This is a genomic window from Nocardioides epinepheli (genome assembly GCF_037936805.1).
Lineage (GTDB): Bacteria > Actinomycetota > Actinomycetes > Propionibacteriales > Nocardioidaceae > Nocardioides.
In genome coordinates, this window is sequence record NZ_JBBMMC010000015.1 from 1 (window position 1) to 26137 (window position 26137).

The 26137-nt window shown below is 71.8% G+C and carries 26 protein-coding genes, 1 tRNA gene and 1 pseudogene; 20 read left to right on the plus strand and 8 right to left on the minus strand.

Annotated elements, in window-relative coordinates; all coding sequences use genetic code 11:
• Nucleotides 1-424 precede the first annotated feature (424 nt).
• The 4 genes from WMR31_RS17950 (at nt 425) to WMR31_RS17965 (ending at nt 3804) form a co-directional block, all read left to right on the plus strand.
• The gene (locus WMR31_RS17950) at nt 425-1639 is read left to right on the plus strand and encodes a DUF222 domain-containing protein (RefSeq protein ID WP_340540263.1); all 1215 of its coding nucleotides are present in this window, start codon (nt 425-427) and stop codon (nt 1637-1639) included.
• Between the two features lie 75 nt (nt 1640-1714).
• Nucleotides 1715-2221 carry a cysteine hydrolase family protein gene (locus tag WMR31_RS17955; protein WP_340540265.1) on the plus strand — a complete coding sequence of 169 codons (507 nt, stop codon included), beginning with the start codon at nt 1715-1717 and terminating at the stop codon, nt 2219-2221.
• Between the two features lie 56 nt (nt 2222-2277).
• Complete coding sequence (locus WMR31_RS17960) at nt 2278-2745, plus strand: MerR family transcriptional regulator (protein ID WP_340540266.1); 468 nt, start codon at nt 2278-2280, stop codon at nt 2743-2745.
• 24 nt (nt 2746-2769) lie between these two features.
• Complete coding sequence (locus WMR31_RS17965; RefSeq protein ID WP_340540267.1) at nt 2770-3804, plus strand: aldo/keto reductase; 1035 nt, start codon at nt 2770-2772, stop codon at nt 3802-3804.
• Nucleotides 3805-3816: 12 nt separating this feature from the next.
• Here the strand turns inward: WMR31_RS17965 and WMR31_RS17970 are convergent, their stop codons facing one another.
• Complete coding sequence (locus WMR31_RS17970) at nt 3817-5766, minus strand: flavin-containing monooxygenase (RefSeq protein ID WP_340540268.1); 1950 nt, start codon at nt 5764-5766, stop codon at nt 3817-3819.
• A 167-nt stretch (nt 5767-5933) separates the two neighbouring features.
• On the opposite strand from WMR31_RS17970, the pseudogene WMR31_RS17975 reads away from it, so the two are divergent.
• From WMR31_RS17975 to scpC, 5 genes and pseudogenes are all read left to right on the plus strand, one after another.
• Nucleotides 5934-6404 (plus strand): annotated as a pseudogene (locus WMR31_RS17975) (nitroreductase family protein); the annotation flags it as partial.
• Nucleotides 6405-6564: 160 nt separating this feature from the next.
• Entirely contained in the window at nt 6565-8160 is a 1596-nt protein-coding gene (locus WMR31_RS17980) for a class I adenylate-forming enzyme family protein (protein WP_340540269.1), read from the plus strand.
• Between the two features lie 104 nt (nt 8161-8264).
• Nucleotides 8265-8831 carry a TetR/AcrR family transcriptional regulator gene (locus WMR31_RS17985; RefSeq protein ID WP_340540380.1) on the plus strand — a complete coding sequence of 189 codons (567 nt, stop codon included), beginning with the start codon at nt 8265-8267 and terminating at the stop codon, nt 8829-8831.
• Entirely contained in the window at nt 8828-9940 is a 1113-nt protein-coding gene (locus WMR31_RS17990; protein ID WP_340540270.1) for a CaiB/BaiF CoA transferase family protein, read from the plus strand. Before WMR31_RS17985 ends, WMR31_RS17990 begins: the two co-directional genes overlap by 4 nt.
• A gap of 34 nt (nt 9941-9974) precedes the next feature.
• Complete coding sequence (gene scpC, locus WMR31_RS17995) at nt 9975-11492, plus strand: succinyl-CoA:acetate CoA-transferase ScpC (RefSeq protein WP_340540271.1); 1518 nt, start codon at nt 9975-9977, stop codon at nt 11490-11492.
• 7 nt (nt 11493-11499) lie between these two features.
• Here the strand turns inward: scpC and WMR31_RS18000 are convergent, their stop codons facing one another.
• On the minus strand, nt 11500-12054 hold the full coding sequence (locus WMR31_RS18000; protein WP_340540272.1) for a dihydrofolate reductase family protein: 555 nt from the start codon (nt 12052-12054) through the stop codon (nt 11500-11502).
• 108 nt (nt 12055-12162) lie between these two features.
• Between WMR31_RS18000 and WMR31_RS18005 the strand changes: the two genes are divergently transcribed.
• Both WMR31_RS18005 and WMR31_RS18010 read left to right on the plus strand, forming a co-directional pair.
• Nucleotides 12163-14274: a heavy metal translocating P-type ATPase gene (locus WMR31_RS18005; RefSeq protein WP_340540273.1), complete on the plus strand. Its 2112-nt coding sequence runs from the start codon at nt 12163-12165 to the stop codon at nt 14272-14274.
• Nucleotides 14271-15110, plus strand: a complete 840-nt coding sequence (locus WMR31_RS18010) for an aldo/keto reductase (RefSeq protein ID WP_340540274.1) — start codon at nt 14271-14273, stop codon at nt 15108-15110. The genes WMR31_RS18005 and WMR31_RS18010 overlap by 4 nt, the downstream gene beginning before the upstream one ends.
• A 103-nt stretch (nt 15111-15213) precedes the next feature.
• Here the strand turns inward: WMR31_RS18010 and WMR31_RS18015 are convergent, their stop codons facing one another.
• From WMR31_RS18015 to mftR, 3 genes are all read right to left on the minus strand, one after another.
• The gene (locus tag WMR31_RS18015; protein ID WP_340540275.1) at nt 15214-16950 is read right to left on the minus strand and encodes a Kelch repeat-containing protein; all 1737 of its coding nucleotides are present in this window, start codon (nt 16948-16950) and stop codon (nt 15214-15216) included.
• Entirely contained in the window at nt 16947-17435 is a 489-nt protein-coding gene (locus WMR31_RS18020; RefSeq protein ID WP_340540276.1) for a SigE family RNA polymerase sigma factor, read from the minus strand. The genes WMR31_RS18015 and WMR31_RS18020 overlap by 4 nt, the downstream gene beginning before the upstream one ends.
• A gap of 67 nt (nt 17436-17502) precedes the next feature.
• A complete protein-coding gene (gene mftR, locus WMR31_RS18025) occupies nt 17503-18093 on the minus strand; it encodes a mycofactocin system transcriptional regulator MftR (protein ID WP_340540277.1) in 591 nt (196 codons plus the stop codon).
• 84 nt (nt 18094-18177) lie between these two features.
• Between mftR and mftA the strand changes: the two genes are divergently transcribed.
• The 8 genes from mftA (at nt 18178) to WMR31_RS18065 (ending at nt 24295) form a co-directional block, all read left to right on the plus strand.
• Nucleotides 18178-18303, plus strand: a complete 126-nt coding sequence (gene mftA / locus WMR31_RS18030; protein WP_340540278.1) for a mycofactocin precursor MftA — start codon at nt 18178-18180, stop codon at nt 18301-18303.
• The gene (gene mftB, locus WMR31_RS18035; protein ID WP_340540279.1) at nt 18303-18575 is read left to right on the plus strand and encodes a mycofactocin biosynthesis chaperone MftB; all 273 of its coding nucleotides are present in this window, start codon (nt 18303-18305) and stop codon (nt 18573-18575) included. Before mftA ends, mftB begins: the two co-directional genes overlap by 1 nt.
• Nucleotides 18572-19825 (plus strand): mycofactocin radical SAM maturase, encoded by a 1254-nt coding sequence (mftC, locus tag WMR31_RS18040; protein WP_340540280.1) that lies wholly within the window; start codon nt 18572-18574, stop codon nt 19823-19825. The genes mftB and mftC overlap by 4 nt, the downstream gene beginning before the upstream one ends.
• Nucleotides 19826-19837: 12 nt before the next feature.
• Nucleotides 19838-21082 (plus strand): pre-mycofactocin synthase MftD, encoded by a 1245-nt coding sequence (mftD, locus tag WMR31_RS18045; RefSeq protein ID WP_340540281.1) that lies wholly within the window; start codon nt 19838-19840, stop codon nt 21080-21082.
• Nucleotides 21083-21085: 3 nt separating this feature from the next.
• Entirely contained in the window at nt 21086-21769 is a 684-nt protein-coding gene (gene mftE / locus WMR31_RS18050; RefSeq protein WP_340540282.1) for a mycofactocin biosynthesis peptidyl-dipeptidase MftE, read from the plus strand.
• Nucleotides 21766-22530, plus strand: coding sequence for a mycofactocin-coupled SDR family oxidoreductase (locus tag WMR31_RS18055; RefSeq protein ID WP_340540283.1), 765 nt, complete (start codon nt 21766-21768; stop codon nt 22528-22530). The genes mftE and WMR31_RS18055 overlap by 4 nt, the downstream gene beginning before the upstream one ends.
• The gene (mftF, locus tag WMR31_RS18060; RefSeq protein WP_340540284.1) at nt 22527-23924 is read left to right on the plus strand and encodes a mycofactocin biosynthesis glycosyltransferase MftF; all 1398 of its coding nucleotides are present in this window, start codon (nt 22527-22529) and stop codon (nt 23922-23924) included. The genes WMR31_RS18055 and mftF overlap by 4 nt, the downstream gene beginning before the upstream one ends.
• Nucleotides 23925-24145: 221 nt before the next feature.
• Entirely contained in the window at nt 24146-24295 is a 150-nt protein-coding gene (locus tag WMR31_RS18065; RefSeq protein WP_340540285.1) for a hypothetical protein, read from the plus strand.
• Between the two features lie 91 nt (nt 24296-24386).
• Here WMR31_RS18065 and WMR31_RS18070 read toward each other — a convergent pair whose 3' ends face one another.
• The 3 genes from WMR31_RS18070 to WMR31_RS18080 all read right to left on the minus strand — a co-directional run bounded on the left by WMR31_RS18070 (nt 24387) and on the right by WMR31_RS18080 (nt 25470).
• Complete coding sequence (locus WMR31_RS18070; protein WP_340540286.1) at nt 24387-24689, minus strand: HepT-like ribonuclease domain-containing protein; 303 nt, start codon at nt 24687-24689, stop codon at nt 24387-24389.
• Between the two features lie 46 nt (nt 24690-24735).
• Nucleotides 24736-25179: a helix-turn-helix domain-containing protein gene (locus WMR31_RS18075; protein WP_340540287.1), complete on the minus strand. Its 444-nt coding sequence runs from the start codon at nt 25177-25179 to the stop codon at nt 24736-24738.
• A 219-nt stretch (nt 25180-25398) separates the two neighbouring features.
• Nucleotides 25399-25470: transfer RNA gene (locus tag WMR31_RS18080), tRNA-Val, on the minus strand.
• A 240-nt stretch (nt 25471-25710) separates the two neighbouring features.
• Here WMR31_RS18080 and WMR31_RS18085 point away from each other — a divergent pair.
• Nucleotides 25711-26127 (plus strand): SsgA family sporulation/cell division regulator, encoded by a 417-nt coding sequence (locus WMR31_RS18085; RefSeq protein ID WP_340540288.1) that lies wholly within the window; start codon nt 25711-25713, stop codon nt 26125-26127.
• The last annotated feature ends 10 nt before the right edge of the window (nt 26128-26137 follow it).

Consider the following 26137-nt stretch of genomic DNA (forward strand, 5'->3'; position numbering starts at 1 on the left):
CCGGGTGGTGGGGTGGCCGCGCGCGTAGTCGACCGACACCCGCCGTCAAGGATCGCCTTCGGCGCCCGCTTCGCGGCGGACTTCGTCCGTCCTTGACTGCGGGTCCCGGTCGGTCGACTCATCCGGCGCGCTGCCGGCACGGGCTCCGCCCGCGCCGCCGCCTGCGCGGCCACCCCTGCTCGCTCCGCCGTCGCTGATTCGTCCGCGCCTGATTCGCGCGGCTCGCGTTTCCGGGGTCGGTTGCGAGGTTTCGTCGGCGCTGGTCGGGCTCGTTCCTCGCCCTCCCAGCTTGCTCAACCTCCGAGAACGGCCCACTCGCCGGAGGTTGAGCAAGCGAGCGCCAGCGAGCGCCGACGAAACCCCGGCACCCCAAGATCCTCTAGAACACACTAGCGAATACTCGTCATGAGAGGTAGAATCAGACATGGCCGCCACCACCGACCCCGGAACCGGGCACCCGCTCGCGGTACTGGTGGCGCGGTTCAAGAAAGACCTCACCGGCCACGTCGACACCCCGCTGTGGAGCCTCGACGCCGACGACACCACTGCGCTGTTGGTCGACCTGGCCGAAGTCACCGCCAGCCTCGCCGAGCTCGAGGCCCGAGCGGTGACCCAGGCCGAAGCGTTGGACCTGCCGGGCTCGATCGGCGCCCGATCGGCCAGTGCGTGGCTGCGGCGGCTGGTCCCGATCACCCCCGGCCACGCGCACCGCGCCACCCGCCTCGCCCAGGAGCTCGCGACCCACGAACAGACCCGGGTCGCGGCCGCAGCAGGCCGGGTCTTACCGGACCAGGCGCAGGTGATCGTTGCGGCGGTCGACGAACTCGACCCCGAACACCGGGATCTGGCCGAGAAGCACCTGATCGCAGAAGCGGCCCATCACGACGCGAAAGCGTTGAAGATCCTCGGCCGCCGCATCCTCGAAGTCATCGACCCCGCTCGGGCCGACGTGCACGAAGCCCGCCTGTTGGAGGCCGAGGAAGCACGCGCGCGGAAGAAGACGTCGTTCGCGATGTACGACGACGACCAAGGCCTCACCCATGGTCGGTTCACCCTGCCGGCCGCGCAGGGCTCGATGCTCCGCAAAGCCCTCACCGCGCTCGCCGCACCCAAACACGTCCGTGCGACCGACGGCGCGGGGTCGTATGACTACGCCAAGCCCACCCCGCAGAGACTGGGCCTGGCGTTCGCGGAGTACGTGGAGCGGTTCCCCACCGACCGGCTGCCCAAGGCCGGCGGGCTCAACGCCACCGTCATCGTCACCATGCAACTGGAGACCCTGCTCGGCGGGTTGAAGGCAGCCCACCTCGACACCGGCATCGACATCTCACCCGGCCAGGCCCGCCGCCTCGCCTGCGAAGCAGGGATCATCCCCGCCATCCTCAACGGCAACAGCGAGGTCCTCGACCTCGGCCGCACCCGCCGCTTCCACACCCCAGCCCAACGCATGGCGATCGGCCTCGAACAGACCCACTGCCAGACACCAGGCTGCGACACTCCCGCGGCGTTCTGCCACACCCACCACACCCACTCCTGGCAAGACGGCGGCGACACCAACACCAAGGACGCCCGACTCCACTGCCCCTTCCACCACCACCAACTCCACGCCACCGGACAAGCCCACCCGATGCGGACCTAAGCCGACCTTCCTCGACCGCGATCGTCTATCACGCACCTTGCGCTGGAGTCCACTCGAATTCGTACTGTCGCCCGCATGGACCTATCGGACCTGCTCTCCGAGCCGAACAGGCTCGCCCTGGTCGAGATCGACCACCAGGACTGGGTCCTCGCGCTCGGCCACCGCGACCCGATCGAGGCGGCCGGCGCAGTCCGTGCGCTCGTGCGACAGGCGGGAGCGCTCGTCGTGTGCACGCGCTATCTCGGTCCGCTCCCGGACGAGGCGGCCGCGACCGATGGCTCCAGCGCGTTCGCGCCCGGACTCGCGCCGGCTCCGGGGGACCTGGTGCTGACCAAGTACGGCGTCGACGTCACCGACAATCCCGACGTGGTCGACAACCTCCGTCTCCGCGGCATCGAGCGGGTCCTGCTCACCGGCGCGCTCACCGAGCACGGCGTCGCGGCGGCGGCGCGCTCGCTCCTGGTGGCGGGCTTCGAGGTGGGGGTCGTCGGCGCGGCGTGCGCAGGAGCCTCGGCCGCTGGTCACGCGGCAGCGTTGGACGAGCTCGCGGTCGCGGGCGTCCCGGTGGTGGACCTCACCTGATCGGCGATGATCCGCACCTTGCGTTGGAGTGCACTCCAAGACCTACTGTCGAAGACATGACCACCAGCACCGCCGACGTGAGCACCTCCCCCGACGAATCAGTCGGCATCGCGGAGGTGGCCGCGGCCACCGGACTCACCCAGGACACCCTCCGGTGGTACGAGAAGGAGGGGCTGCTGCCCGCGCCGCCCCGGGGCACCGACGGACGACGCCGCTACGACCCGGCCGCGGTCCGGCTGGTGCAGCTGCTGGTCCGACTGCGGCGTACCGGCCTGCCGGTGGCACAGATGCGCGCCTTCTCCACCATGGTCGCCGAAGGCGCCGCGACCCACGGACGCCGCCGCGCGCTGCTCGCCGAGCACCGCACCCACCTGCTGGCCTCCATCGCCCAGCTCCACGACGACCTGGCCGCCCTCGACGCGAAGATCGAGCACTACGACGACCTGATCGCGCGCGGCCTCGACTGCGGCGAGGAGCCGATCACCGATCCCCTGGTGCGCGCCGCCCAGGCCGCCACCCGCTGACCCGACCACGCGAGAGGAAGCCTCATGAGCTCCACCGACCCTGCCCACCCCACCGTCGACCTCGGCGGCCTCGAGGTCAGCCCGATCGGCTTCGGAGGCATGGCGCTGAGCCACGTCTACGGCGGCATCGACCACGCCGACGCCGCCCGTGTGCTGCGCGAGGTGATCGACGCCGGCGTCACCTTCATCGACACCGCCGACGTCTACGGCGAACCCCGCCCCGGAACCAGCGGCCCCGCGGGCACCAACGAGGAGCTCGTCGGCGAGGTCATCGCGCCCGTGCGCGACCGGGTGCAGCTGGCCACCAAGTTCGGCATCACCGGTGCCGTCGGAGCCGACGGCACCCCCGTACGCGGCGACCGGGCCTACGTCCGCGCCGCAGCGGAGGCCTCACTGCGGCGGCTCGGCGTCGACCACATCGACCTGTACTACATGCACCGCCGCGACCTGAGCGTCCCGATCGAGGAGACCGTCGGCGCCATGGCCGAGCTGGTCGCCGAGGGCAAGGTCGGCCGCCTCGGCCTGTCGGAGGTCACCGCCGACGAGCTGCGCGCCGCCGTCACCGAGCACCCCATCGCCGCCGTGCAGAGCGAGTGGAGCCTGTGGTCGCGCGACGTCGAGGCGCACGTGGTGCCCACCGCCGCCGAGCTGGGCGTCGGGTTCGTGCCCTACTCGCCGCTGGGTCGCGGCTTCCTCACCGGCACGATGACCCGCGAGTCGGTCCAGCAGACCGTGATCGCCGGCGCCGAGCGCTTCGGGGAGCACTTCGACGCCAACCAGGCCGTGGTCGAGCAGGTTCGAGCGGTGGCCGAGGAGCTCCACGCGACCCCGGCCCAGGTGGCGCTCGCCTGGCTGCTCCACCAGGGCCGGCGCTTCGACGTCGCCACCGTCCCGATCCCCGGCTCGCGGCGCGTCGAGCGGACCGTGGAGAACCTCGGCGCGCTCACCCTCGAGCTCAGCGAGGACCAGGTCGCCCGACTCGACCGGGTGGCCGACCTGGCCGTCGGCGGGCGCAACATCGTGTCCGACCCGCGCTGGATCTCCAGCGGGCGGGAGTGAGGCACGCGAGACTCAGGCCCGCGCAGACGTCCGGGCGGGCTCGAGGAGATAGTCGTCCAGGTCGATGTCGCGGGTCATGGTCCAGTAGTCGATGATCCGCCACGGGACCACCGCCACCACGCGACCCTCGGCGTTGCGGTACCAGTTGTCCATCGCCGGGTGGGTCCAGACCATCCGCGCGTGTGCCTCGTCGACGCGCCGGTTGTAGTCCGCACAGACCTCGGCGCGGCATTCGAGCACCGCGAGTCCCTCGCGGTCCATGGCGGTCAGGGCGGCCATGATGTAGCGGATCTGGCACTCCAGCATCGTGATGAAGCTGCCGCCGTGGCCCAGGGCGGTGTTCGGGCCCGTCATCACGTACAGGTTTGGGAAGTCCGGGATCGTGACCCCGAGATAGGCGCGTGCGTCGTGGTCGCCCCACACCTCGCGGGTGGTCCGCCCCGAGCGGCCGCGGATGTCCATCGGGTAGAGCAGCCGGTCGGTGTGGAAGCCGGTGGCCAGGATGACGACGTCGAAGTCCCGCTCGTCGCCGGCGGTGTCGACCAGGCCGGTGGGGGTCACCTCGGCCACACCCTCGGTGACGAGCTCGACCTGCGGACGGCGGAGCATCCGGTACCACCCGTTGTCCAGGAGCATCCGCTTGCCGAAGGGCGGGTAGTCGGGCAGCGACTTGGCCACCAGGTCCTCGCGGTCGCCGAGCTCGTCGCGCAGGTAGCGCTCGTAGAAGCGCCGGTGGCCGTGGTTGGCGGCGTTGATCGAAGCCCGCTCCTCGGGCCAGTCGGGGTCGACCTGCAGTGTCGGATGCACCTTGTCGTTGAAGATCCACGACAGCCGGGCGCGGTACCAGCGCCGGTAGAACGGGACGTGCGCCATCACCCAGTGCACGTCGTCCCCCACCTGCTCGAAGTAGACGTCGTTGGGGGCGATCCACTGCGGTGAGCGCTGGTAGACGGTCAATGACTCGACCGAGTCGACGATCGCAGGACCGATCTGCATCGCACTCGCGCCGGCGCCCACGATCGCCACCCGTTTGCCGGCCAGGTCGGCCACCTCCAGGCCCTCGGGCCAGCGGGCCGAGTGGAATAGTCGGCCCTCGAAGGAGTCGAGCCCCGGCAGCTCGGGCACCTTGGGCCGGTTGAGCAGCCCGACCGCGCTGATCAGCACCGGAGCCTCGAGCTCGGACTCGGTGCCGTCGGCCGCGCGCGTGCTGACCCGCCACCGCTGCGCGGCGGCGTCGTAGTGCGCCCCGGTGACCTCGACGCCGAACCGGATCCGCTCCCTAAGCCCGTGGGCGTCGGCGAAGGCGTCGAGGTAGCCCTGCACCTCGTCGCGCTTGCCGAAGTGGGTCGACCAGTCGTGGTCGAAGAAGGAGTAGGAGTACAGGTAGCTCGGGGTGTCGACGCCGGCGCCGGGGTAGCGGTTCTCGAACCAGGAGCCGCCGACGCCGTCGTTCTTCTCCAGCACCACGTGGTCGATCCCGGCCTCGGCGAGGCGCACCGAGGCGAGCATCCCGGCGATCCCGGCGCCGATCACCACCGCGCTGATCCCATGCCCGTCCGCGAGCCGTCGCACCCCGGGCTCGGGAGTGCCGTGGATGATCTCGGCCATCATCGGCGCGAACTCGTGGGGGATCTCCTCCCCCGCGGTGAAGTCGAGCAGTTCGACGACGTCGGCCTCGCTCGGCTCGGGGATCGCCGCCGGCCGGCCGGCGGCGTACGCGCGGACCGCATCGGCGACGGCGTCGCGGATCTCGGCCTGGACGTCGACGGGCAGGCCCCCGGTCCGGTTCTCGTCCATGCCGCGCGGACGGGTGGGCCGATAGCGCTCGCTCAGCCAGCGCCGGTCGCCGGTGAGCTGGACGAGCACTGCGAGCAGGGTCGGGACGCTTGCTGCGCGCAGCGCCTGGTCGAGCCGATCGGCCGGATCGGGTGCTGCGTGGTCTGCGCGAGGTGTGGACGTCACTCGCGAAAACTAACAACGGATAGTCCTTTTGCCAAGGGAGGGGCCGACTCCCTGGTAAACACCCTCCTGAGCGGCTACTGTGCGATCTGCTTCACACTATCGACGGACAGTTTCCGCCGTCGACCAATGCAGACGACACAGGGAGAGACATGGAGCTCAGCGAGGCGATGCGGTCGACCGGGACCTGCCGCTACTACACCGACCAGCAGGTTCCCGACGACGTGCTGCGACGCGCGTTCGACGACGCACGCTTCGGCCCGCAGGGCGGCAACCGGCAGCCGGTGCGATGGATCGTGGTCCAGGACGAGGCCAAGAAGAAGCGCCTGGCCGAGCTGTACCTCCCCTACTGGGAGGGCTACTACGCCGCCGTGGTCGAGGGCACCAAGGCCGTCGGCGCGGTCCCGAAGACCGTGGAGAGTGCCAACCACTTCGCCCACCACCTCGCCGAGGTCCCGACGCTCATCGTGGTCTGCGCGGAGATCGAGGGCCTGCACCCCACCGACCACGAGCTCGACCGGCTCAGCGTCGTCGGCGGCGCCTCGATCTACCCCACGGTCCAGAACCTGACCCTCGCCCTGCGCCAGGAGGGCGTGGCCACCGCGATCACCACGCTGCTGTGCGCGGAGGAGCCGGCGGTCAAGGAGCTGCTCTCGATCCCCGACGGCTTCCTCACCGCGGCCCTGGTCGCCGTGGGCTACCCCGCGAAGGGGTTCCCGAAGAAGCTCACCCGCACGCCGGTGGAGGAGATCGCCTTCCGCGACGACTTCACCACCCCCATGTACGCCAGAGAGGTCACCCATGAGCCAGCTCACCGACATCCAGCGGTCCCCGCTCGGCCGCGCGACCCTCGGCGACCAGTTGCACCGCCACGCCCGGACGCTCGGCGACAAGCCCGCGGTGGTGGCCTACGACGCGCAGGGACGACGGCAGGCCACCAGCTACGCCGAGCTCGACGCCGCGGCCAACCGGTTCGCCCACGCGCTGCTCGACCTCGGGGTCGGACGCGGCGACCGGATCGCCGTCATGGCGCGCAACCGGGTCGAGACGCTGATCGCCTACTACGGAGCCCTCAAGATCGGCGCCGCCTACTCCGGCATCAGCCCGCTCTTCGGCGTGCGCGAGGTCGCTCATCAGCTGGCCAGTCTCGAACCGGCCGCGGTCGTGGTCGCCGAGGAGTTCACCGACGTGGTCGACGCCGCCCTCCAGGACGGCCCCGAGACCCGGCGGATCGTGCTCGGCGCGGACAGCGGGGATTGGCGCTCCTTCGAGACGCTGAGCGCCGAGGCCGCCGCGAGCGCGCCGGAGTGCGACGTCGACGAGCACGACCTCGCGCAGATCATCTACACCAGCGGCACCGAGGCGGCGCCCAAGGGCGTGATGATCCCGCACCGCAACTACCTCATCTCGACCACGCCGGCCTACACCTGGGGCCTGCGCTGCCTGCCCGACGACGTGTGGCTCTACGTGATGCCCTTCCACACCATCGCCGGCATCGGCTCGGCGACCTCGCTCCTCACACTGGGCGCCACCTTGGTGCTTCCCGCGACCGTCGAGGCCGGCACCGCGCTCCGGCTGATCGCCGAGGAGCAGATCACCGTCATCGCCCAGACCCCGACGTTCTTCATCGCCCTGGCCAACCACCCCGACTTCGGGCCCGAGACGGTGGGCACGGTCGAGCGCTGCCTGACCTACGGGGGCCAGGTGTCGCCACATGCGATCGATGCGTGGGCGAACGCCGCCCCGCAGGCGATCTGGGGCACCTACTGGGGCCAGTCGGAGCTGACCCAGCTCGGTTCGGTCGGCTGGTTCAAGCGCCTGGAGGACATCCCCGACCAGGACCCGACCTGGATCGGCAAGCCCGTGGGGCACCTGGAGATCCGCGTCGTCGACGCGTCCGGAGAGGATGCCGAGTCCGGCGAGCTGTGGTGCCGGACGCCGTCGGTGATGGCCGGCTACTTCCGCGACCCCGAGCGCACCGCGGCGGTGCTCGCCGACGGGTGGGTGCACACCGGCGACATCGTGCGCCGCGACGCCGAGGGCAATCTCTTCTTCCTCGACCGCAGCAAGGACATGATCAAGTCCGGCGGCCTCAACGTCTCCTCCCAGGAGGTCGAGCGCGCACTCCAGGCCCATCCCGACGTCGAGCGCGCGGCCGTGGTGGGTCTGCCCGACGACTACTGGTCGGAGGTCGTCACCGCCTTCGTCGTGCTCCGCGACGGATCCAGCACCACCGGAGAGGACCTGCGGGAGCACTGCCGTGGTGAGATGGCCTCGTACAAGGTGCCGAAGGCGGTGCACGTCATGACCGAGCTGCCCACCGACCCGCAGGGCAAGCTGCTCAAGCGCGAGCTGCGCCGCGTGCACGCGCGGCCCGACGCGCAAGGAGCGCAGTAGCCCTGACCGGAAGACAGGACCGCGCGGCACAGGCCCCTGCACAGGCCCCGGAGGAGCCCACGCGGGGCGCCCCCCGTCCGGCCACGCTGCGCCGCCGCGACGACATCGTCGTCGCGGCGGCGGCCTGCTTCGCCGAGCAGGGCTACCACGCTGTCGGGCTGCGCGAGATCGCCGAGGCGGTGGGGATCAAGAGCGCGAGCCTGTACAACCACTTCGGGTCCAAGGAGGAGATCCTCCACGCCGTTGCGCTCCGCATGACGCGCGACTGGGCCGAGCGGCAGCTGCCGATCCTGGAGACCGAGGGAGGCCCGGAGGAGCGTCTGGCCGCGCTCGTGCGCTCCCACGTCCTCGATCTGGCCGAGCACCGCGTCGCCCACCTGGTCAGCCTGCGTGAGCTCTCCGCCCTCTCCGCCGAGCACCAGGCCCAGGTGGCCGACTACCGGCGCTACTACCAGCGCCGCGTCCGCGACGTGATCGCTGCCGGCGTCCGAAGCGGAGCCTTCGACGTCGCCGACCCGACCCGCGCGGCGATCGCGATCCTCGACATGCTCAACGGCATCGTGTGGTGGCTGCGCGACGACCACGACATCGAGGCTCTCGCCGACGACTACGTGGGGTTCGCGATCGGCGGCATCCTCGGCGGCGGTCGGACCCGGGCGGAGGACCGGTGAGCTCCCCCGCGGCGAGGGGCCCGCTCGCCGGCACCCGCGTCGTCGAGCTGGCCGGGCTCGGCCCCGTCCCGCACGGCTGCATGATGCTCGCCGACCTCGGCGCCGACGTCGTCCAGGTCCGCCGCGAGGCCCAGGCCGGTCCCGACGGCGTCGCCGACGCCGACGCGGGGATGTGGCGCGGTCGGCGGATCGTCGAGGCGGATCTGAAGGACGCCGCGGACCTGGCCATGGTGCGCGACCTGATCGGCCGGGCCGACGTGCTCGTCGAGGGCTACCGCCCCGGCACCACCGAGCGTCTCGGCCTCGGACCGGAGGAGTGCCTGGCGGCCAACCCACGGCTGGTCTACGCCCGGATGACCGGCTGGGGCCAGACCGGCCCGCTGGCCACGAGCGCCGGCCACGACCTGAACTACCTCGCTACCACCGGCCTGCTGAGCCTGCTCGGCCCGGCCGACGGGCCCCCCAGCCCGCCGCTGAGCCTGGTCGCCGACTTCGGTGGCGGGTCCATGCTGCTGGTCAACGGCGTCCTCGCCGCCCTCCTCGAGCGCACCTCGTCGGGGCGTGGGCAGGTGATCGACGTCGCGATGGTCGACGGCGCCAACCTCCTCGGCCAGCTGCAGTGGTCCTGGTTGGCCGCCGGCCGGATGTCGGGCGAGCGGAGCACCGACCTGCTCAACGGCAGTGCCCCCTGCTACACCACCTACCCGTGCGCGGACGGCAGGTACGTCGCGGTCGGCGCCCTCGAGGACCGGTTCTGGGACCACCTGCTGTCGGTCCTCGGCCTGGACCCGGCCGACCTCGGCGGGCGCTGGGACACCGAGCAGTGGCCGCGCCAGCGGGCCGTGCTCGCCGAGGTGTTCGCGACCCGCGACCGCGACGACTGGGCCGCGGCGTTCGCCGACGTCGACGCGTGTGTCACCGCCGTGCTCGACCACACCGAGGCACCTCGGCACCCGCATGCGGTCGCGCGCGAGGCGTTCGTGGACGTCGACGGTCAGGTGCAGGCCGCGCCCGCACCCCGCTTCTCGCGCAGCGTGCTCCCCCAGCCGAGTGCACCGCGGGTGGTGGCGCCCACCGACGTACGCGACTCGTGGAGCGGTACTCCCTGAGACCGGCGGCGCGGCATGGGGTGAGATAGCTGTCATGTCCTCCTCGGCCAGCCGCGTCACCTGCCCCGTCCTGAGCACCCGGCTCACCACCGCCGCACGCGCGGCCGAGCTGATCCACGACGGCGACAACATCGGGATCAGCGGCTTCACCGGAGCCGGCTACCCCAAGGCACTCCCCCAGGCGCTGCACGACCGGATGGTCGCCGCCCACGAGCGGGGCGAGCAGTTCAGGATCGGCCTGTGGTCGGGTGCCTCCACCGCGCCCGACGCCGACGGCGTCCTGGCCGAGGCCCACGGCGTCTCCACGCGGCTGCCGTACAACTCCGATCCCACGATGCGCGCGCTGATCAACTCCGGCGAGGTCGACTACATCGACGCCCACCTGAGCCATTCCGCGCAGTACATGTGGTTTGGCTTCTACGGCAACCTCGACGTCGCGATCGTGGAGGTCACCGCCGTGCTCCCCGACGGGCTGCTGGTGCCGAGCAGCTCGGTCGGCAACAACAAGACCTGGCTCGAGCAGGCCGACCGCGTCATCTTGGAGGTCAACGACTGGCAGCCGCGTGCACTCGAGGGATTCCACGACGTGTACTACGGCGCCGCGCTGCCGCCGCACCGCAAGCCGATCGAGCTCACCGAGCCGATGCAGCGCATCGGCGAGCCGTACCTCCGGGTCGACCCGGCGAAGGTCGTCGCGGTGGTGGAGACCGACCGCCCCGACCGCAACGCCCCGTTCAGCGAGCCTGACGAGAAGTCGGCCGCGATCGCGGGCCACGTCCTGGACTTCCTGCGCCACGAGGTCGCCGCGGGCCGGATGCCCCCCGAGCTGCTGCCCATCCAGTCGGGCGTGGGCAACGTCGCCAACGCCGTCCTGGCCGGCCTCGACGGCAGCGAGTTCACCGGCCTGACCGCCTACACCGAGGTGATCCAGGACGGCATGCTCGACCTGCTCGACAGCGGCACCCTCCAGGCCGCCTCGGCCACCTCGTTCGGGCTCTCCGACAGCGGGGTGCAGCACTTCATGGATCGCATCGACTCCTACAAGGGGAAGATCCTGCTGCGCAGCGAGGAGATCTCCAACCACCCCGAGCTCGTCCGGCGACTCGGCGTGATCGCGATGAACGGGATGATCGAGGCCGACCTGTACGGCAACGTGAACTCCACCCACGTGATGGGCTCGGCGATCATGAACGGCATCGGCGGCAGCGGCGACTTCGCGCGCAACGCCTACCTCAACTTCTTCCTCAGCCCGTCGACCGCCAAGGACGGCGCCATCTCGGCGATCGTGCCGATGGTCAGTCACGTCGACCACACCGAGCACGACGTCCACGTGATCGTCACCGAGCACGGGCTGGCCGACCTGCGCGGCCTTTCGCCGCAGGACCGCGCCCCGAGGATCATCCGCAACTGCGCCGACCCGAGGTTCCGGGACGCGCTGAGCGACTACTTCGACCGGGCGTGGGCCGAGCGTCCCACCGCGCGGCACACGCCGCACCTGATGTCGGAGGCCCTGGGCTGGCACCAGCGGTTCCTCGACACCGGAAGCATGTGAGCGCCGCTCACTCCGAACGCTTCTCCGCGGGCTCGTAGCGCAGCTGGACGACCTGGCCGTCCACGACGTCGGAGCCGATCAGCCGCAGGTCCGGCCGGGCGCCGGCGAAGTACGGGGTGCCCTCCCCGAGGACGACCGGGTGCAGGTAGATCTGGTACTCGTCGATCAGGTCGCGTTCGGCCAGGCTCGCCGCGAGCCGGGTGCCCCCGACGTCGATGCGCCCCTCGAGTTCGTCGCGCAGGCGCCGGACGAGGGCGTCGACCTCGTCGAGATCGCCGTCGACCAGCGTGGCGTTCGGCCCCACCTCGGTCAGCGAACCGGACACGACCCACTTCGGCTGGGCGCGCCAGGCCTCGGCGAACTCCCGCAACGGCTCGTCCCAGTCGGACTGGTCGTCGTCCCAGTAGCGCATCAGCTCGTACAGACGGCGCCCGTAGACGCTCCCGGAGAGCGCACGCGCCTGGTCGATGAAGTGACGGAACAGCCGGTCACCCGGCCCGAACCGGTCGTGGTCGACGAAGCCGTCGAGTGACATGTTCATCCCGAATACGAGCCGGCCCATGGCGCGTGAGCCTACGCCGTCGATCGGGACCCCACCACCAACGGTTGATCTATACCCCCCAGGGGTATATGTTCGATCGCGTCGAGACCGACGGAAGGCGATGGACACATGAGCACCACCCACGAACAGCACGACCCGACCGCGCACGAGAACCACGGCCGACCCGATGGTCAGGGTGGACACGGCGGACACGGGGGACACGGCGGCGGACACGCCGGACACGGCGACCACGTCGCGGTGTTCCGCAGGCTGTTCTGGGGCTCACTGGTCCTGGCGGTCCCGACAGTCGTCCTCTCGGAGATGTTCGCCGACCTACTCGGCTACTCCCTACCCGACGTCGCCGGGCTGGAGTGGGTCTCCCCCATCCTCGGCACGGTGCTCTACGGCTGGTTCGGCCGCCCGTTCCTGACCGGGGCCATCTCGGAGATCCGCGCCCGGCAGCCCGGCATGATGCTGCTGGTCGCGCTCGCGCTCACCGTCGCGTTCGTGGCCTCCTGGGGCTCGACGCTGGGTCTGCTCGCCCACGACCTCGACTTCTGGTGGGAGCTGGCACTCCTGGTCGTGATCATGCTGCTGGGCCACTGGATCGAGATGCGCTCGTTGGTGCGCACCACCTCCGCGCTCGACTCGCTGGCCACCCTCCTCCCCGACGAGGCCGAGCTCGTCGAGGGCGACCGGATCGTCACCGTCTCCCCCGCGGACCTGAAGGTGGGCGACGTCGTTGTCGTCCGGCCCGGCGGGAGCGTGCCCGCCGACGGCCGGATCGTCAGCGGGTCGGCCTCGATGGACGAGTCGATGATCACCGGCGAGTCCCTCCCGGTCCGGCGCGGAGAGGGCGACACCGTCGTCGCCGGCACGATCGCGACCGACTCCGGTATCCGGGTCGAGGTCACCGCGGTCGGCGAGGAGACGGCACTCGCCGGCATCCAGAAGCTGGTGGCCGACGCGCAGTCCTCGGCGTCCCGCGCCCAGCGGCTGGCCGACAAGGCGGCCGCCTGGCTGTTCTGGTACGCCCTCGGCTCCGCGGTGATCACCTTCGTGGTGTGGGCGCTCCTCGGCCTGCCCGACGACGGCGTCGTGCGCACCATCACGGTGCTGGTGATCGCCTGCCCCCACGCCCTGGGGCTGGCGATCCCGCTGGTCATCTCGATCTCCACCGAGCGCGCGGCCCGCGCCGGCGTCCTGGTGAAGGACCGGCTGGAGATGGAGACGATGCGCACCGTCGACACCGTCCTGTTCGACAAGACCGGCACCCTCACCGTCGGCCGGCCGACCGTCACCGCCATCGAGACGGCCCCCACGACCGACCTCGACGCCGACCAAGTGCTCACCCTGGCCGCGGCTGCCGAGTCCGACTCCGAGCACCCGCTGGCCCGGGCGATCGTCCGCGCCGCCGCCGACAAGGGACTCGACGTGCCCACCGCCACCGACTTCGCGTCAAGCCCGGCCGAGGGCGTCACCGCGACCGTCGAGGGGCGCACCGTGCACGTCGGCGGACCGGCGCTGCTGACCCGCGAGGGCCTCGCCGAGCTGCCCGTCGCCGACACCTGGCGCGAACACGGCGCGATCATCCTGCACGTGGTCGTCGACGGCGCCGTGGTCGGCGGACTGAGCCTGGCCGACGAGATCCGCGAGGAGTCGCGCGCGGCGATCGCGGCCCTGCACGCCCGCGACATCCAGGTCGTCATGATCACCGGCGACGCCGAGGCCGTGGCCCACGCGGTCGCCGATGAGCTCGGCATCGATCGCGTCTTCGCCGGCGTCCGGCCGGAGGACAAGGCCTCGAAGGTCACCGAGCTCCAGCAGGAGGGCCGCAAGGTCGCGATGGTCGGCGACGGCGTCAACGACGCCCCGGCGCTCGCCCAGGCCGACGTCGGCATCGCGATCGGCGCCGGCACCGACGTCGCGATCGGCTCGGCCGGGATCATCCTGGCCTCCGACGACCCCCGCTCGGTGCTCTCGATCATCGCGCTCTCGGAGGCCACCTACCGCAAGAGCGTGCAGAACCTGGCCTGGGGCGCCGGCTACAACCTCGCCGCCGTCCCGCTCGCGGCCGGCGTCCTGGCGCCGATCGGGTTCGTGCTGCCGATGTCGGTGGGCGCGGTGCTGATGTCGGCCTCCACCGTGGTGGTCGCGCTCAACGCCCAGCTGCTCCGCCGACTCGACCTGGCACCGGACCGGTTGGCTCCGGCGGTCGGGCGACGCACGATGGAGTCATGACCTCGGCTCCCCTGCGCACTCTCAACGACGGCACCACCCTCCCCGCGATCGGTTTCGGCACCTACCCGATGCGCGGGGAGGAGGGGGTCGCCGCCGTCGTCTCGGCCCTGGCGGCCGGCTACCGCCTCCTCGACACCGCGGTGAACTACGAGAACGAGACCGAAGTCGGCGCCGCGATCCGCGAGTCCGGCGTGGCGCGCGAGGAGATCGTGGTCGCCTCCAAGATCCCCGGACGCCACCACGGCTACGACGAGGCCCTCGCCTCGGTGCGCGACTCGCTCGACCGGCTCGGCCTCGACCGGATCGACCTGATGCTCATCCACTGGCCCAACCCCAGCCTCGGCAAGTACCCCGAGGCGTGGCGCGCCCTGATCCAGGCGCGCGAGGACGGCCTGGTGCGCTCGATCGGCGTCTCCAACTTCACCGGCGCGCACCTGGACCGGATCATCGGCGAGACCGGCGTCGTCCCGGCGGTCAACCAGGTCGAGCTGCACCCCCGCTTCCCGCAGGAGGAGATGCGCGAGCTGCACCGGCGCCTCGGCGTCGTCACCGCCGCGTGGAGCCCGCTCGGCAAGGGCACCGCGCCGCTGGAGGAGCCCGCTGTGGTCGCCGCGGCCGAGGCCCACGGCGTCACCCCCGGCCAGGCGATCCTGCGCTGGCACCTCGAGCTGGGCAGCCTGCCCATCCCCAAGTCCGCCGACCCCGAGCGCCAGCGCCAGAACCTCGACGTCTTCGACTTCTCCCTCACCGACGCCGAGATCGAGGCGATCTCCGCCCTCTCCGTCCCCAACGGCCGCTGGTTCGGCGGCGACCCGGACGTGCACGAGGAGATGTAGCGCGTGGGCCCGGCCCGGCTTGTTACTGACCGTTGTTACCTCTGACCTGCTCTTGCAAGCGCAGGTCAGAGGTAACAACGGTCGGTAACAAGCGAATCGGCCCTCAGCGCAGGACGGCGCGGAGCCGGTCCAGGAGACCCGGTGGTGCGGTGAGGACGCCGGGGACGAGGCCGTCGGCGTCGCTCTCGCCTGCGGGAACCGTGGCCGGGTCGTCGGTCAGGCGGACCCAGTCGCAGCCGAAGTCGTCGGCAAGGACGCCCACGGTCCGGTCACCGCTGCGGTAGGCCAGCAGGTACGTCGGACCGAGGTCGTCGTCGCACCCGTCGGGGTTGGAGGGGCGCAGGTCACGGACGTCGGCGGCGAGTCCTGGTACGGCGCCGCCGGGCACCGGGTGCGGGCCCGCGTCCAGGTGCCATTCCAACGACGACTCGCCGTCGTTCGACTCGCTCCGGTCAGCCACCGTGTAGCGGCAGACCCACGCCTCGTCGGGCTCCGGCAACGACGGCGCCTCGGCTGCCGGATCGCCGGTCCCAAGTCCTTGGTTCTCATCGGACCGCGCCAGCGTCTCGGGGCAGACCGGGTCGACGGCGCCGGTCGTGTAGCCGAGCGCGGTGCCGGCCGACCAGTCGGCGTTCGGGCCGCCCCACACCAGCAGGTCGTCGCCCGCCCAGACGGCGACGTCGGGGTCGGCGAGCCCCGGACAGTCGTCCACTACCGCGGACTCGCCGTCGGCGTCGACGAGCACGCGGCCGCCTCCGGCGATCCAGCGGTCGCTGACGCCGACGGCCGGCAGGGCACACGACGCCTGGCTCACCTCCGGGACGTCGAAGTGGCTCCAGATGCCGACCTTCGGGTCGTAGGTGAGAGCCCCGAGCCGATGTCTCGGCGACAGCACCAGCCTGCGCTCCGACCAGACCAGTTGTTGGCCCTGCTCGACGTCGACAGTCTCCTCCTCGACGATCCGCCACGTGCCGTCCATCAGCCCACCCTCTAGTACCGCCAGGCGCGACGGCGCGCCGTCGACGGCGTCGAAGTGGTGCTCGACGCCCATCGACAGCAGCCACAGCCGCTCGCCGTCCCAGGCCACGCTGCGGTCGTAGGACTCGCCGAACGGGTCGTGCGGGAGCCGGGTCCACGTGCCGCTGGCCGGGTCCAACACGCGGTCGGGCGAGTCCCCCTTCGCGCGTTGCTCATAGGAGGCGAAGACGATGCCCTCGGGCGTCACGGCCGGTGCCGGCTCGTAGGGTTCGGTGGACAACCTCTGGGAGCCCAGGGTCCGCCAGGAGTCGGCGACCGGGTCGTAGGCGAACACACCCGCCCAGGCGGTGACGATCATCTCGGTGCCCGACCACACCGCCCCGGCCCGCGCCAGCGGCGCCGGTGCCTCGGCGATCGCCCGCCACCGGGCGGTCGCCGGGTCGTAGGCCGCACCGTCGCGGAGATAGCTCGACGGCGCCGTCGCCGCACAATCCGCGCCGGGCGGGCAGGGACGTGCCGTCGTGCCGCCCGCGACGAGCAACTCGGACCCGGTCCACACCCCGACGCTCTCGTGGCGCGGTTCGAGTGGTGCCTGCGGCAGCTCGGTCCACGGTCCGGGCGCGCCGACCTCGTGCCGCTCGGCCGGATCGGCGCCGTCCCGCTGGCCCCGGACCAGCCCGGCGCCCACACCGACGCCGATCACCAGCGCCGCGGTCACGCCGGCCGCGGCGAACGCCGTGCGACGACGGCGACGCCGATGCAGCGCGTCGAGCACGCGCCGCGTGCCGCCCACGGGCGCCTCGGCGGGAGCGGCGTAGGAACGCAGGGCTGCCCGCTCGTTCTCGCGCAGGTCGTCAGTCACGGGATCTCCTCCTGCCGGTCGGGGGCGACGTCGCGCAGTCGCTGCACGCCGCGGGACAGATGACTCTTGGCGGTGCCCACCGAGCACCCCATCCGCTCGGCGACGCCGATCAGCGACAGGTCGTCGACGTAGCGCAGGACGACGGCGGTGCGCTGCCGCGGGGTGAGCGAGCCGAGCGCCGCGGCCAGCCACGGCTCGACGCCGTCGGGCAGGCTCGGGACGGCGCCGGCGTCGGGAACCGCCTCGACCACCGACTCCCGGGCACCGCGGCGCAGCCGGTCGATGTTGAGCCGCACCATCGTGGTGCGGGTGTAGGCAGCCGGGTTGCCCTGACGGTCGACCTTGCGCCAGCGCAGCCCCACCTTCACCAGCGCGTCCTGCACCAGATCCCAGGCGTCGTGGTCGTTGCCGGTCAGGACGCGGGCGTATCCGAGCAGGCGGGGCAGCTCGGCGTCGACGAACTGCTCGAACTCCTCGCGTCGCACCCGCCACACCCCCTCGGCCAACCGGGTCTGGACAAGGTACGTGCGAGCGGGCCCGAAAGGTTGAGGGTCAGCCGATCCAGTTCTGACCGGACAGGGCGGCCATGCCCTCCTCGATCACCTCGGTGATCTCGCGCGAGGGATCGTCGAGCCAGAGCTCGTAGGCGGTCCTGGCCAGGGCCAGGCCGGTGTGGCCGAGCAGCCGCGGCTCCAGGGCATCGACGGGGACGCCGAGACGGGCGGCGGCGTACTCGACGATCACCTCACGCCACTCGGCGTAGCGCAGCGCGGAGTGGGCCTGGAGTGCCGGCGTGCGCAGCAGCAGCCGCATCCGCTCGACATGCGGCGGGGAGGCGTCGGCGGGGAACCGGTTGAACTCCACGATCGCCCGCCCGATCGCCTCGTGCAGTCCGAGCTCGGGCGGACTGGCGGCGAGCAGGTCGCGGAAGTGGGCCAGGGTCTGGTCGAACTGGCCCCAGGGGATGTCGTTCTTGGAGCGGTAGTAGCGAAACAGGGTGCGGCGCCCGACGCCGACCGCGTCGGCGATCGCGTCCAGCGTGGTCGCCTCGAACCCGCGCTCGGCGAAGAGGGCGAAGGCCGCCTGCTCGATCGCGGCATGGCTGGTCGCCTCCGGCCGACCCACCGACACTCGCTTCGCCACGGGCGACAGAGTAGGGCCCTTCCATTTCTGCCACCAGTGCAGTTATTGTGTGGCGCACGCCACTCACCAGCGGAAGGAAACGCGATGAACCCCGAGCACACGAGCAGCGACAACACCGAGAACGCCGAGAGCGCCGGCCAGGTCGAGGAGCTCACTGCAGAGAGCCTCATCGAAGAGGTCTCCATCGACGGCATGTGCGGCGTCTACTGATGCTCGACGAGCCCTGGACCCTGTCCCCCGCCGTGGCGCTGCGCCCGGAGCCGTTCGGCGCGCTCGCCTATCACTTCGGCAACCGCAAGCTGACGTTCCTCAAGCGCCGCGAGCTGGTGACGGTGGTCCGGGCGCTCGCCGACCACCCCGACGTCCGCTCGGCGCTCGTGGCGGCCGACATCCCCGAGGCGCAGCACGCCGCGTACGCCGACGCGCTGGCCGGCCTCGCCCGCACCGACATGATCCGACCCCGCAAGCAGGTGGCCGCATGACTCTCGCGCCCGAACGTCCCGCCCGCCCGACCACCGGCACACTGATCGAGCAGTTCGAGCTCGGTCTGGACGCCCCGATCTGCCTGACGTGGGAGCTCACCTACGCCTGCAACCTCGAGTGCGCGCACTGCCTGTCCAGCAGCGGCCGGCGCGACCCCCGCGAGCTCAGCACCGAGCAGTGCGAGGCCGTCATCGACGAGCTCCAGCGGATGCAGGTCTTCTACGTCAACATCGGCGGCGGCGAGCCGACGATCCGCCCCGACTTCTGGCACCTGCTGCAGTACGCCGTCGACCACCAGGTGGGCGTGAAGTTCTCCACCAACGGCGTCCGGCTCACTCCCGAGCGCGCGGCCTTCCTCGCCTCGCCGGCCTGCAACGGCTATGTCGACGTCCAGATCTCCCTCGACGGCGCCACCGCCGAGGTCAACGACTACGTGCGCGGGCCGGGCTCCTACGACACCGCCCTGCGCGCCCTGCAGAACCTCCAGGACGCCGGCTTCGCCGACGCCAAGATCAGCGTGGTCTGCACGCGCCAGAACATCGGCCAGCTCGACGAGTTCAAGGCCCTGGCCGACCGGTTCGGCGCCACCTTGCGCCTGACCCGGCTGCGGCCCAGCGGCCGGGGCGCCGACGTCTGGGACGAGCTCCACCCGCTGCCCGAGCAGCAGCGCGAGCTCTACGACTGGCTGATGGCCCACGGCGAGGACGTGCTCACCGGCGACTCGTTCTTCCACCTCGCCGCCTTCGGCGAGTCGCTGCCGGGCCTCAATCTGTGCGGCGCCGGGCGCGTGGTCTGCCTGATCGACCCGATCGGCGACGTCTACGCCTGTCCGTTCGCCATCCACGACAACTTCCTGGCCGGAAACCTGCTCGACGACGGCGGCTTCCGTCGCGTCTGGCAGGACTCCGCACTCTTCGCCGACCTCCGCTCCCCGCAGACCGGAGGCGCCTGCTCCTCGTGCACCTTCTACGACAGCTGCCGCGGCGGCTGCATGGCCGCGAAGTTCTTCACCGGCCTCCCCCTCGACGGTCCCGACCCCGAGTGCGTGCAGGGCTACGGCGAGGCGGCGCTGGCGGCCGACCGCACGATCCCGGCGGCCAGCCAGGACCACTCCAAGGCCAACCCCACCCGCAACCAGCCGGTGATGCTCACCCTGTCCCGTCGGCCCGAGTCGTGGACGCCGGCAACGCCGCCGACGTCCGCCTGCGCCGAGTCTCCCCTGGCCGGATTCGTCCCGTCCACCCACTGAAAGACCGAACCCATGAGCAAGCCCGAGTGGCTGAAGAACCCCTGGAAGCAGAACCCCTGGTTCGAGTCGGTGGCCGTCGCCCAGCAGCGCGCCCGCAAGCGACTGCCCGCCCCCGTCTACGGCGCCCTGGTCGCCGGCTCCGAGCGCGGACAGAGCGTCGCCGACAACCAGACGGCCTTCGCCGAGCTCGGCTTCGCCCCGCACGTCGCGGGCAACCCGGCCGAGCGCACCATGGACACCACCGTGCTCGGGCACTCGATCTCCCTCCCCGTCGTGATCAGCCCCACCGGCGTGCAGGCCGTGCACCCCGACGGCGAGGTCGCCGTGGCCCGCGCGGCGGCGTCGCGCGGCACACTGATGGGCCTGTCGAACTTCGCGTCGAAGTCGATCGAGGAGGTCGCCGACACCGGCGCCCCCACGCTGTTCCAGATGTACTGGACCGGCGACCGCGACGTAATGGTGCAGCGGATGCAACGCGCCCAGGACGCCGGCGCGGTCGGCCTGATCGCCACGCTGGACTGGTCGTTCTCCATGGGCCGCGACTGGGGCAGCCCGGAGATCCCGGAGAAGGTCGACCTCGCCACGATGGTGCGGATGGCGCCGAAGGTCGCCACCAAGCCCCGATGGCTTTGGGAGTTCGGCCGCACCGGTCAGATCCCCGACCTCACCGCCCCCAACCTCGCACCGCCCGGCGGAGACGCGCCCACCTTCTTCGGCGCCTACTACGAGTGGATGACCACGCCACCGCCGTCCTGGGACGACGTCACGTGGATGCGAGAGCAGTGGTCACAGTTGAGCGGCGGCAAGCCGTTCCTGCTCAAGGGCGTCTGCCGCATCGACGACGCGCTCCGCGCCCGTGACGCCGGTGTCGCCGGCATCTCGGTCTCCAACCACGGCGGCAACAACCTCGACGGCACCCCGGCCGCGATCCGGATGGTCAAGCCGATCGCCGACGCCGTCGGCGGCGACCTCGACGTCGTGATGGACGGCGGCGTCCGCCGCGGCTCCGACGTCGTCAAGGCGGTTGCGCTCGGCGCTCGCGCGGTCCTGATCGGGCGCGCCTACCTGTGGGGCCTCGCCGCCAACGGCGAGGCCGGCGTGGGCAACGTGATCGACGTGCTGCGCTCGGGCATCGACTCCGCGCTGCTCGGCCTCGGGGTCTCCTCGATCCACGACCTCACGCCCGAGCACGTGCTGGTCCCCGACGGCTTCCACCGGGCGCTCGGCGCTCAGAACCCCGTGGTTGAGAGAGTCTGAGCGATGTCTCGGAGTCTCGCGCAGGCGACGTCGTCGGAGGCTTCGGGTGCACGGCTGGTGCTGGTGCCGGTCGGCTCCACCGAGCAGCACGGCCCGCACCTGCCGTTGAACACCGACTCGCTCATCGCCTCCGCGGTGGCGCTCGGCGTCGCCGATCGACTCGGCGGTCACGACGCCGGGGTGTGGGTGGCGCCGACGTTGGAGTACGGCTCGAGCGGTGAGCACCAGTCGTTCCCGGGCACGGTCTCGATCGGCACCGACGCGCTGCGGCTGGTCGTGGTGGAGCTGGTGCGCTCGCTTCGCACCTGGGCCGACCGGGTGCTGCTGGTCAACGGTCACGGCGGGAACCTGACGGCGCTGCGGGCCGCGGTCGAGCAGCTCGTGAACGAAGGGCACGAGGTGTCCTGGGCGGCCTGCGCCACCGAGGACGTCGACCTGCACGCCGGGCGCACTGAGACCTCGCTGCTCCTGCACCTCGCTCCCGGCCTGGTGCGGCTCTCCCGCGCCGAGGCCGGCGATCGCCGCCCGCTCGCGGAGATCCTGCCGCTGCTCATCAAGGGCGGCGTCAGCGCGGTCTCGCCCAACGGCGTCCTCGGCGACCCGGCCGGGGCGAGTGCCGCGGAGGGCAGGTCGGTGCTCGCCTCGATGATCGACCAGATCGCCTCACGGGTGGTGATGGTCGCGTGACCCGGGTCGCCTTGGTCACCGGGGCGGCCCGCGGCATCGGCGCGGCGACGGTCGACCGGCTCGTCGCCGACGGCTACCGGGTGCTGGCGGTCGACTCCTGCGAGGGCCCGCCCCTCGCCACGCGGTCCGACCTCGACTCGCTCGCCGAACGACACGGGCCGCGGGTGCTGTGCCGGGTGGTCGACGTCCGCGACCGCGCCGGGCTCGACGCGGCCGTCGGTGACGCCGTGGCGGCGTGGGGGCGGCTCGACGTCGCGGTGGCGGCGGCCGGCATCATCGAGGGCGGGCAGCCGCTGTGGGAGACCCCCGACGCCGTCCTCGACTCCCTGTGGGACGTGGTGGCCAAAGGCGTCTGGAACACCGCGGCAGCCGCGATCCCCGCGATGCTGGACGGCCCCGATCCGAGCGGCTGTCGCTTCGTGGCGGTCGCCTCGGCGGCCGGCACGCACGGCCTGTTCCGGCTCGCGGCCTACACCGCGACCAAGCACGCGGTCGTGGGGATCGTGAAGGGACTCGCCGCGGACCTGGTGGGCACGGGGGTCACCGCCGCCGCGGTCTCCCCCGGCTCCACCGACACCGCCATGCTGCGCCGCACGGCGTCGCTCTACGACGTCCCGATCGAGGAGTTGGTGTCCCATCAGCTGACCCGCCGGGTCATCGATCCGGCCGAGATCGCCGGCGCGATCGCGTTCTGCGCCTCCCGGGCCGGCGGCGTCGTCAACGGCACCGTGGTGCACGCCGACGGGGGCTTCGGCGGGTGAGCAGACCGTCCCCGCTGCCGCCCGGCTTCGTGGTCGGGCTGGCGCCCGGCGTGCAGCGGCTCGACGGCGGACGGGTGCTGGTCGGCGGGTCGCCGCTGACCGCGATGCGACTGGCCGTCCCGGTACCGGAAGGGGGTCGGCTCGTCGTCACCGACCGGGCCTCGTCCCTGGTCGCCGAGCGCCTCCTCGCGACGAACCTGGCGCTGCCGGTGCTCGACGCCGTGCCACCGATGTCGGCCGACGACCTGACCGTCGTGGTCCCGGTCCGCGACCGCCCGGCGCAGCTCGATCGTTGTCTCGCCGCGCTCGCACCGCTTCGGGTGATCGTGGTCGACGACGCCTCGCGCGACACCGCCTCCGTGGCCGGGGTGGCCGCCCGGCACGGCGCCGCGGTCGTGGCCCTGTCCACGAACCTCGGCCCGGCCGGCGCCCGCAACGCCGGACTGGCTCGGGTCACCACGCCGCTGGTCGCATTCGTCGACTCCGACGTCGAGGCGCCGGCGTCGGAGCTGCTCGCGCTCACCCGGCAGCTCGCAGACCCGTCGGTGGTCCTGGTCGGGCCGCGGGTGGTCGGCCAGGTGCGTTCGACCGCACCCTCCTGGTTCGAGCGCTACGACGCCGCCGCCTCCTCCCTCGACCTCGGACCGCGGCCCTCGGCGGTGCGGCCGGGCGCCACCGTCGCCTGGCTGCCGAGCGCGTGCCTGGTCGGGCGGACCGCGTCGCTGGCCGGCGGCTTCGACACCGCGATGCGGGTCGGCGAGGACGTCGACCTGGTGTGGCGACTGGTCGGGGCCGGGCACCGGGTGCGCTACGAGCCGGCCGTCACGGTGCGCCACGACGTGCGCGGCACGGTGCGCGGCTGGCTGGGGCGCAAGGTGCTGTACGGCTCCAGCGGCGCCCCACTGGCCGCACGCCACGGCGGGAACGTCGCCCCCGCCGTCCTCTCCCCCGCGCTCGCCGTCGCCGGCGCTGCGATCCTGCTGCGACGGCGTTGGGCACTCCCGGTGGTCGGCGCCGCACTGGCCCACGCCGCGATGAGCGTTGCCGGTGCTCTCCCCGGAGACCTGCCGGCCGGCCCGCGTGCCCGGGTCGCGACCGCGCTCGCCGCGCGCGGCCTGGGCTGGGCGGTGCGGCAGGAGGCGTCGCTGCTCGTGCGGCACTGGTGGCCGGTCGCGGCACTCGGCTGTCTACTCGCACCGGTGCGTCGGGCGATGGCCACCGCCCTCGTCGTCGACTCGGCGGTGGCGCTGTGGCAGCACCGCGACACCGGCCTCGATGCCCCCACCGTGCTCGCTGCCCGCCGCCTCGACGACGCCGCCTACGGCCTGGGCCTGTGGAAGGGCGCCTGGCGGGCACGTTCCTGGGCGGCCCTGCGCCCCCGCCGCCCGGGATAGTTTGAGGCGTTATCAACCTCAGACCTGCCCGAGAAGGTTGATAACGCCTCAAACTATCCCGGCCGGTTCAGCCCACTGACCTGGCAACGCGTGACGGATCGCGCCGCGATGCAACCTTCGGGCGGCCCGGCGGGTGGTGGGGTCCTGGCGGGCTCGCTGCTGGATAGCCCTGCGTCCTCGCGTCCCGGCTCCCGTCGACCAGCCCCGCGTACTCTCACGCCATGAATCTTGGTGTGGCCATCGCGTTGGGAGCCGCCGCCGGAACGGTGATGTTCGTGATCACCCGCCAGGCGTACTGGATCGCGATCGGTGCTGGACTCGGCGTCGCTCTGGGAGCCGCGTTCGGGGAGAGCGACGACGAAGACCAGTAGCGGGTCGCGGCTAGCTTCGCTAGGTGTTGGGCGTGCTCAGGCGGTCTCGTTCTTGAACTGCGGGCTCGCAGGTTGCGTCCAGCCTGATCGGTCAGGTCTCGAGACCCGGGATGACTTCCTCAGCGAGGTAGCGGCGTAGTGCGGGCACGTCGTGGGTAACGGTGCGCCACACGCGGCGCGGGACGAGGTCGTCGTACTGGTGCGCGGCAAAGTTGCGCATCGCGACGATCTCCCGCCAGGGCTGCTCGGGAAACCGGGCGAGCACGACGTCGGGGATGCGACTGACAGCCTCTCCGATCCGAATCAGCCCCATCTCGACCGCCCACTGGGTGCGGACGTCGGTCTCGAACGTCCCCAGGTCGTCCCCGATGATCTCCGCCAGCACGTCGCACACGGCGACCGCTCGTTCGGCTGCGTCGCGTGCGCTGTGGGGCGTCACATCACACCGGGACGGCTTCGCTGAGCACGCGTTCGCGGAATGCGCCCCGCAGCCCGTCCGAGGCGACGACGTCGACCTCGACCTGGAGCAAGTCCCGCAACGCCAGCCGCAGTCCGACCTCATCGAGGAGTGACGCCTCCTCGGTGAAGTCCACGACCAGGTCGACGTCGGACCCGGGCTCGTCATCTCCACGCGCCACCGATCCAAAGACCCGAGGGTCAACGGCGTGGAACTGGGCGGCGAGGTCGTGGATGGCGTCGCGGTGGGTCGCGACACGCGCCGACGGTCGCCCGGCCAGTGCTCGGCGGAGCCTGTCGAGGACCTCCGGTGATGGCCTTCGGCGACCGTTCTCGTACGCCGACAGGTTGGGCTGCGACACCCGCGCGGCGCGGGCGAGCTGTGACTGGGTCAGGCCAGCCGCGCGCCGCGCACCACGTATATCCACGCTTCGATCGTATCGCGATGGTTATCGGCCGCGATATATCTCGGTCGAAGACTGCGCCATCGAACCAGCATGTCGATTCGGCCCATGAAGAGGATCGCTGGCCGGGCGCGCCCACCTCCACGAGCTGACGTGGCCCGCACCGACCATGGTCGGGGCTCTCGGCCGGCCCGTACCGGTATGCGAGACCGGAGAAATGCCGCTGACCTGCGCAAACGAGTGTGGGCGATACTGGGTTCGAACCAGTGACCTCTTCGGTGTGAACGAAGCGCGCTACCACTGCGCCAATCGCCCCGGGTGCGATCGCAGACTCTAACGCATGGGTCCGGGCAGCTCCCAGTCGGTGCCCCCTCACCCCCACCTCACCCACGCCAGGAAGCCGCACCGCGCGCCGCGTTCGACAAGAATCGTCGTAAGAACTTGCGTCGAGATGGCAACCGAATGCCGGCCTGGCGCGTCTGAACCAGAGAAGGACGGACGATCGCCCGCCGGCGACCGTCTCCGCTCAGCCTCCCTCGGACCAGGAAACCGCCCATGCCGATCCAGCCGCTCGCCCCCACGATCTGCGCCGACGTCGCGCTCCACTGCGACGACCAGCTCGGGCGTCCGATGGCCTTCATGGCGACCTTCGCCTACGACCCGGGCGACCCGTATGCCGTCCTGGTCACCTTCCACATGCCCTCCTGCGACCAGCCGTGGGTCCTCTCCCGCTCGCTGCTGACCCGGGGTCTCTCCGAGCCGGCGGGCGACGGCGTCATCCGGCTCCGCCCGGGCATCGACGAGGACGGCCGCGCGGTGGTCCGCATGGTCTTCTCCTCGCCCGAGGGCCGGCTGCGCGTCGACGCGCGCACCAGCGAGGTGCTCGACTTCCTCGCCCGCACCTGGCTGGCCGTCCCGGCCGGCGCCGAGGACCTCGACGCCGACGCGCTGGTCGCCGCCCTGCTGAGCTGATCCCACCAGC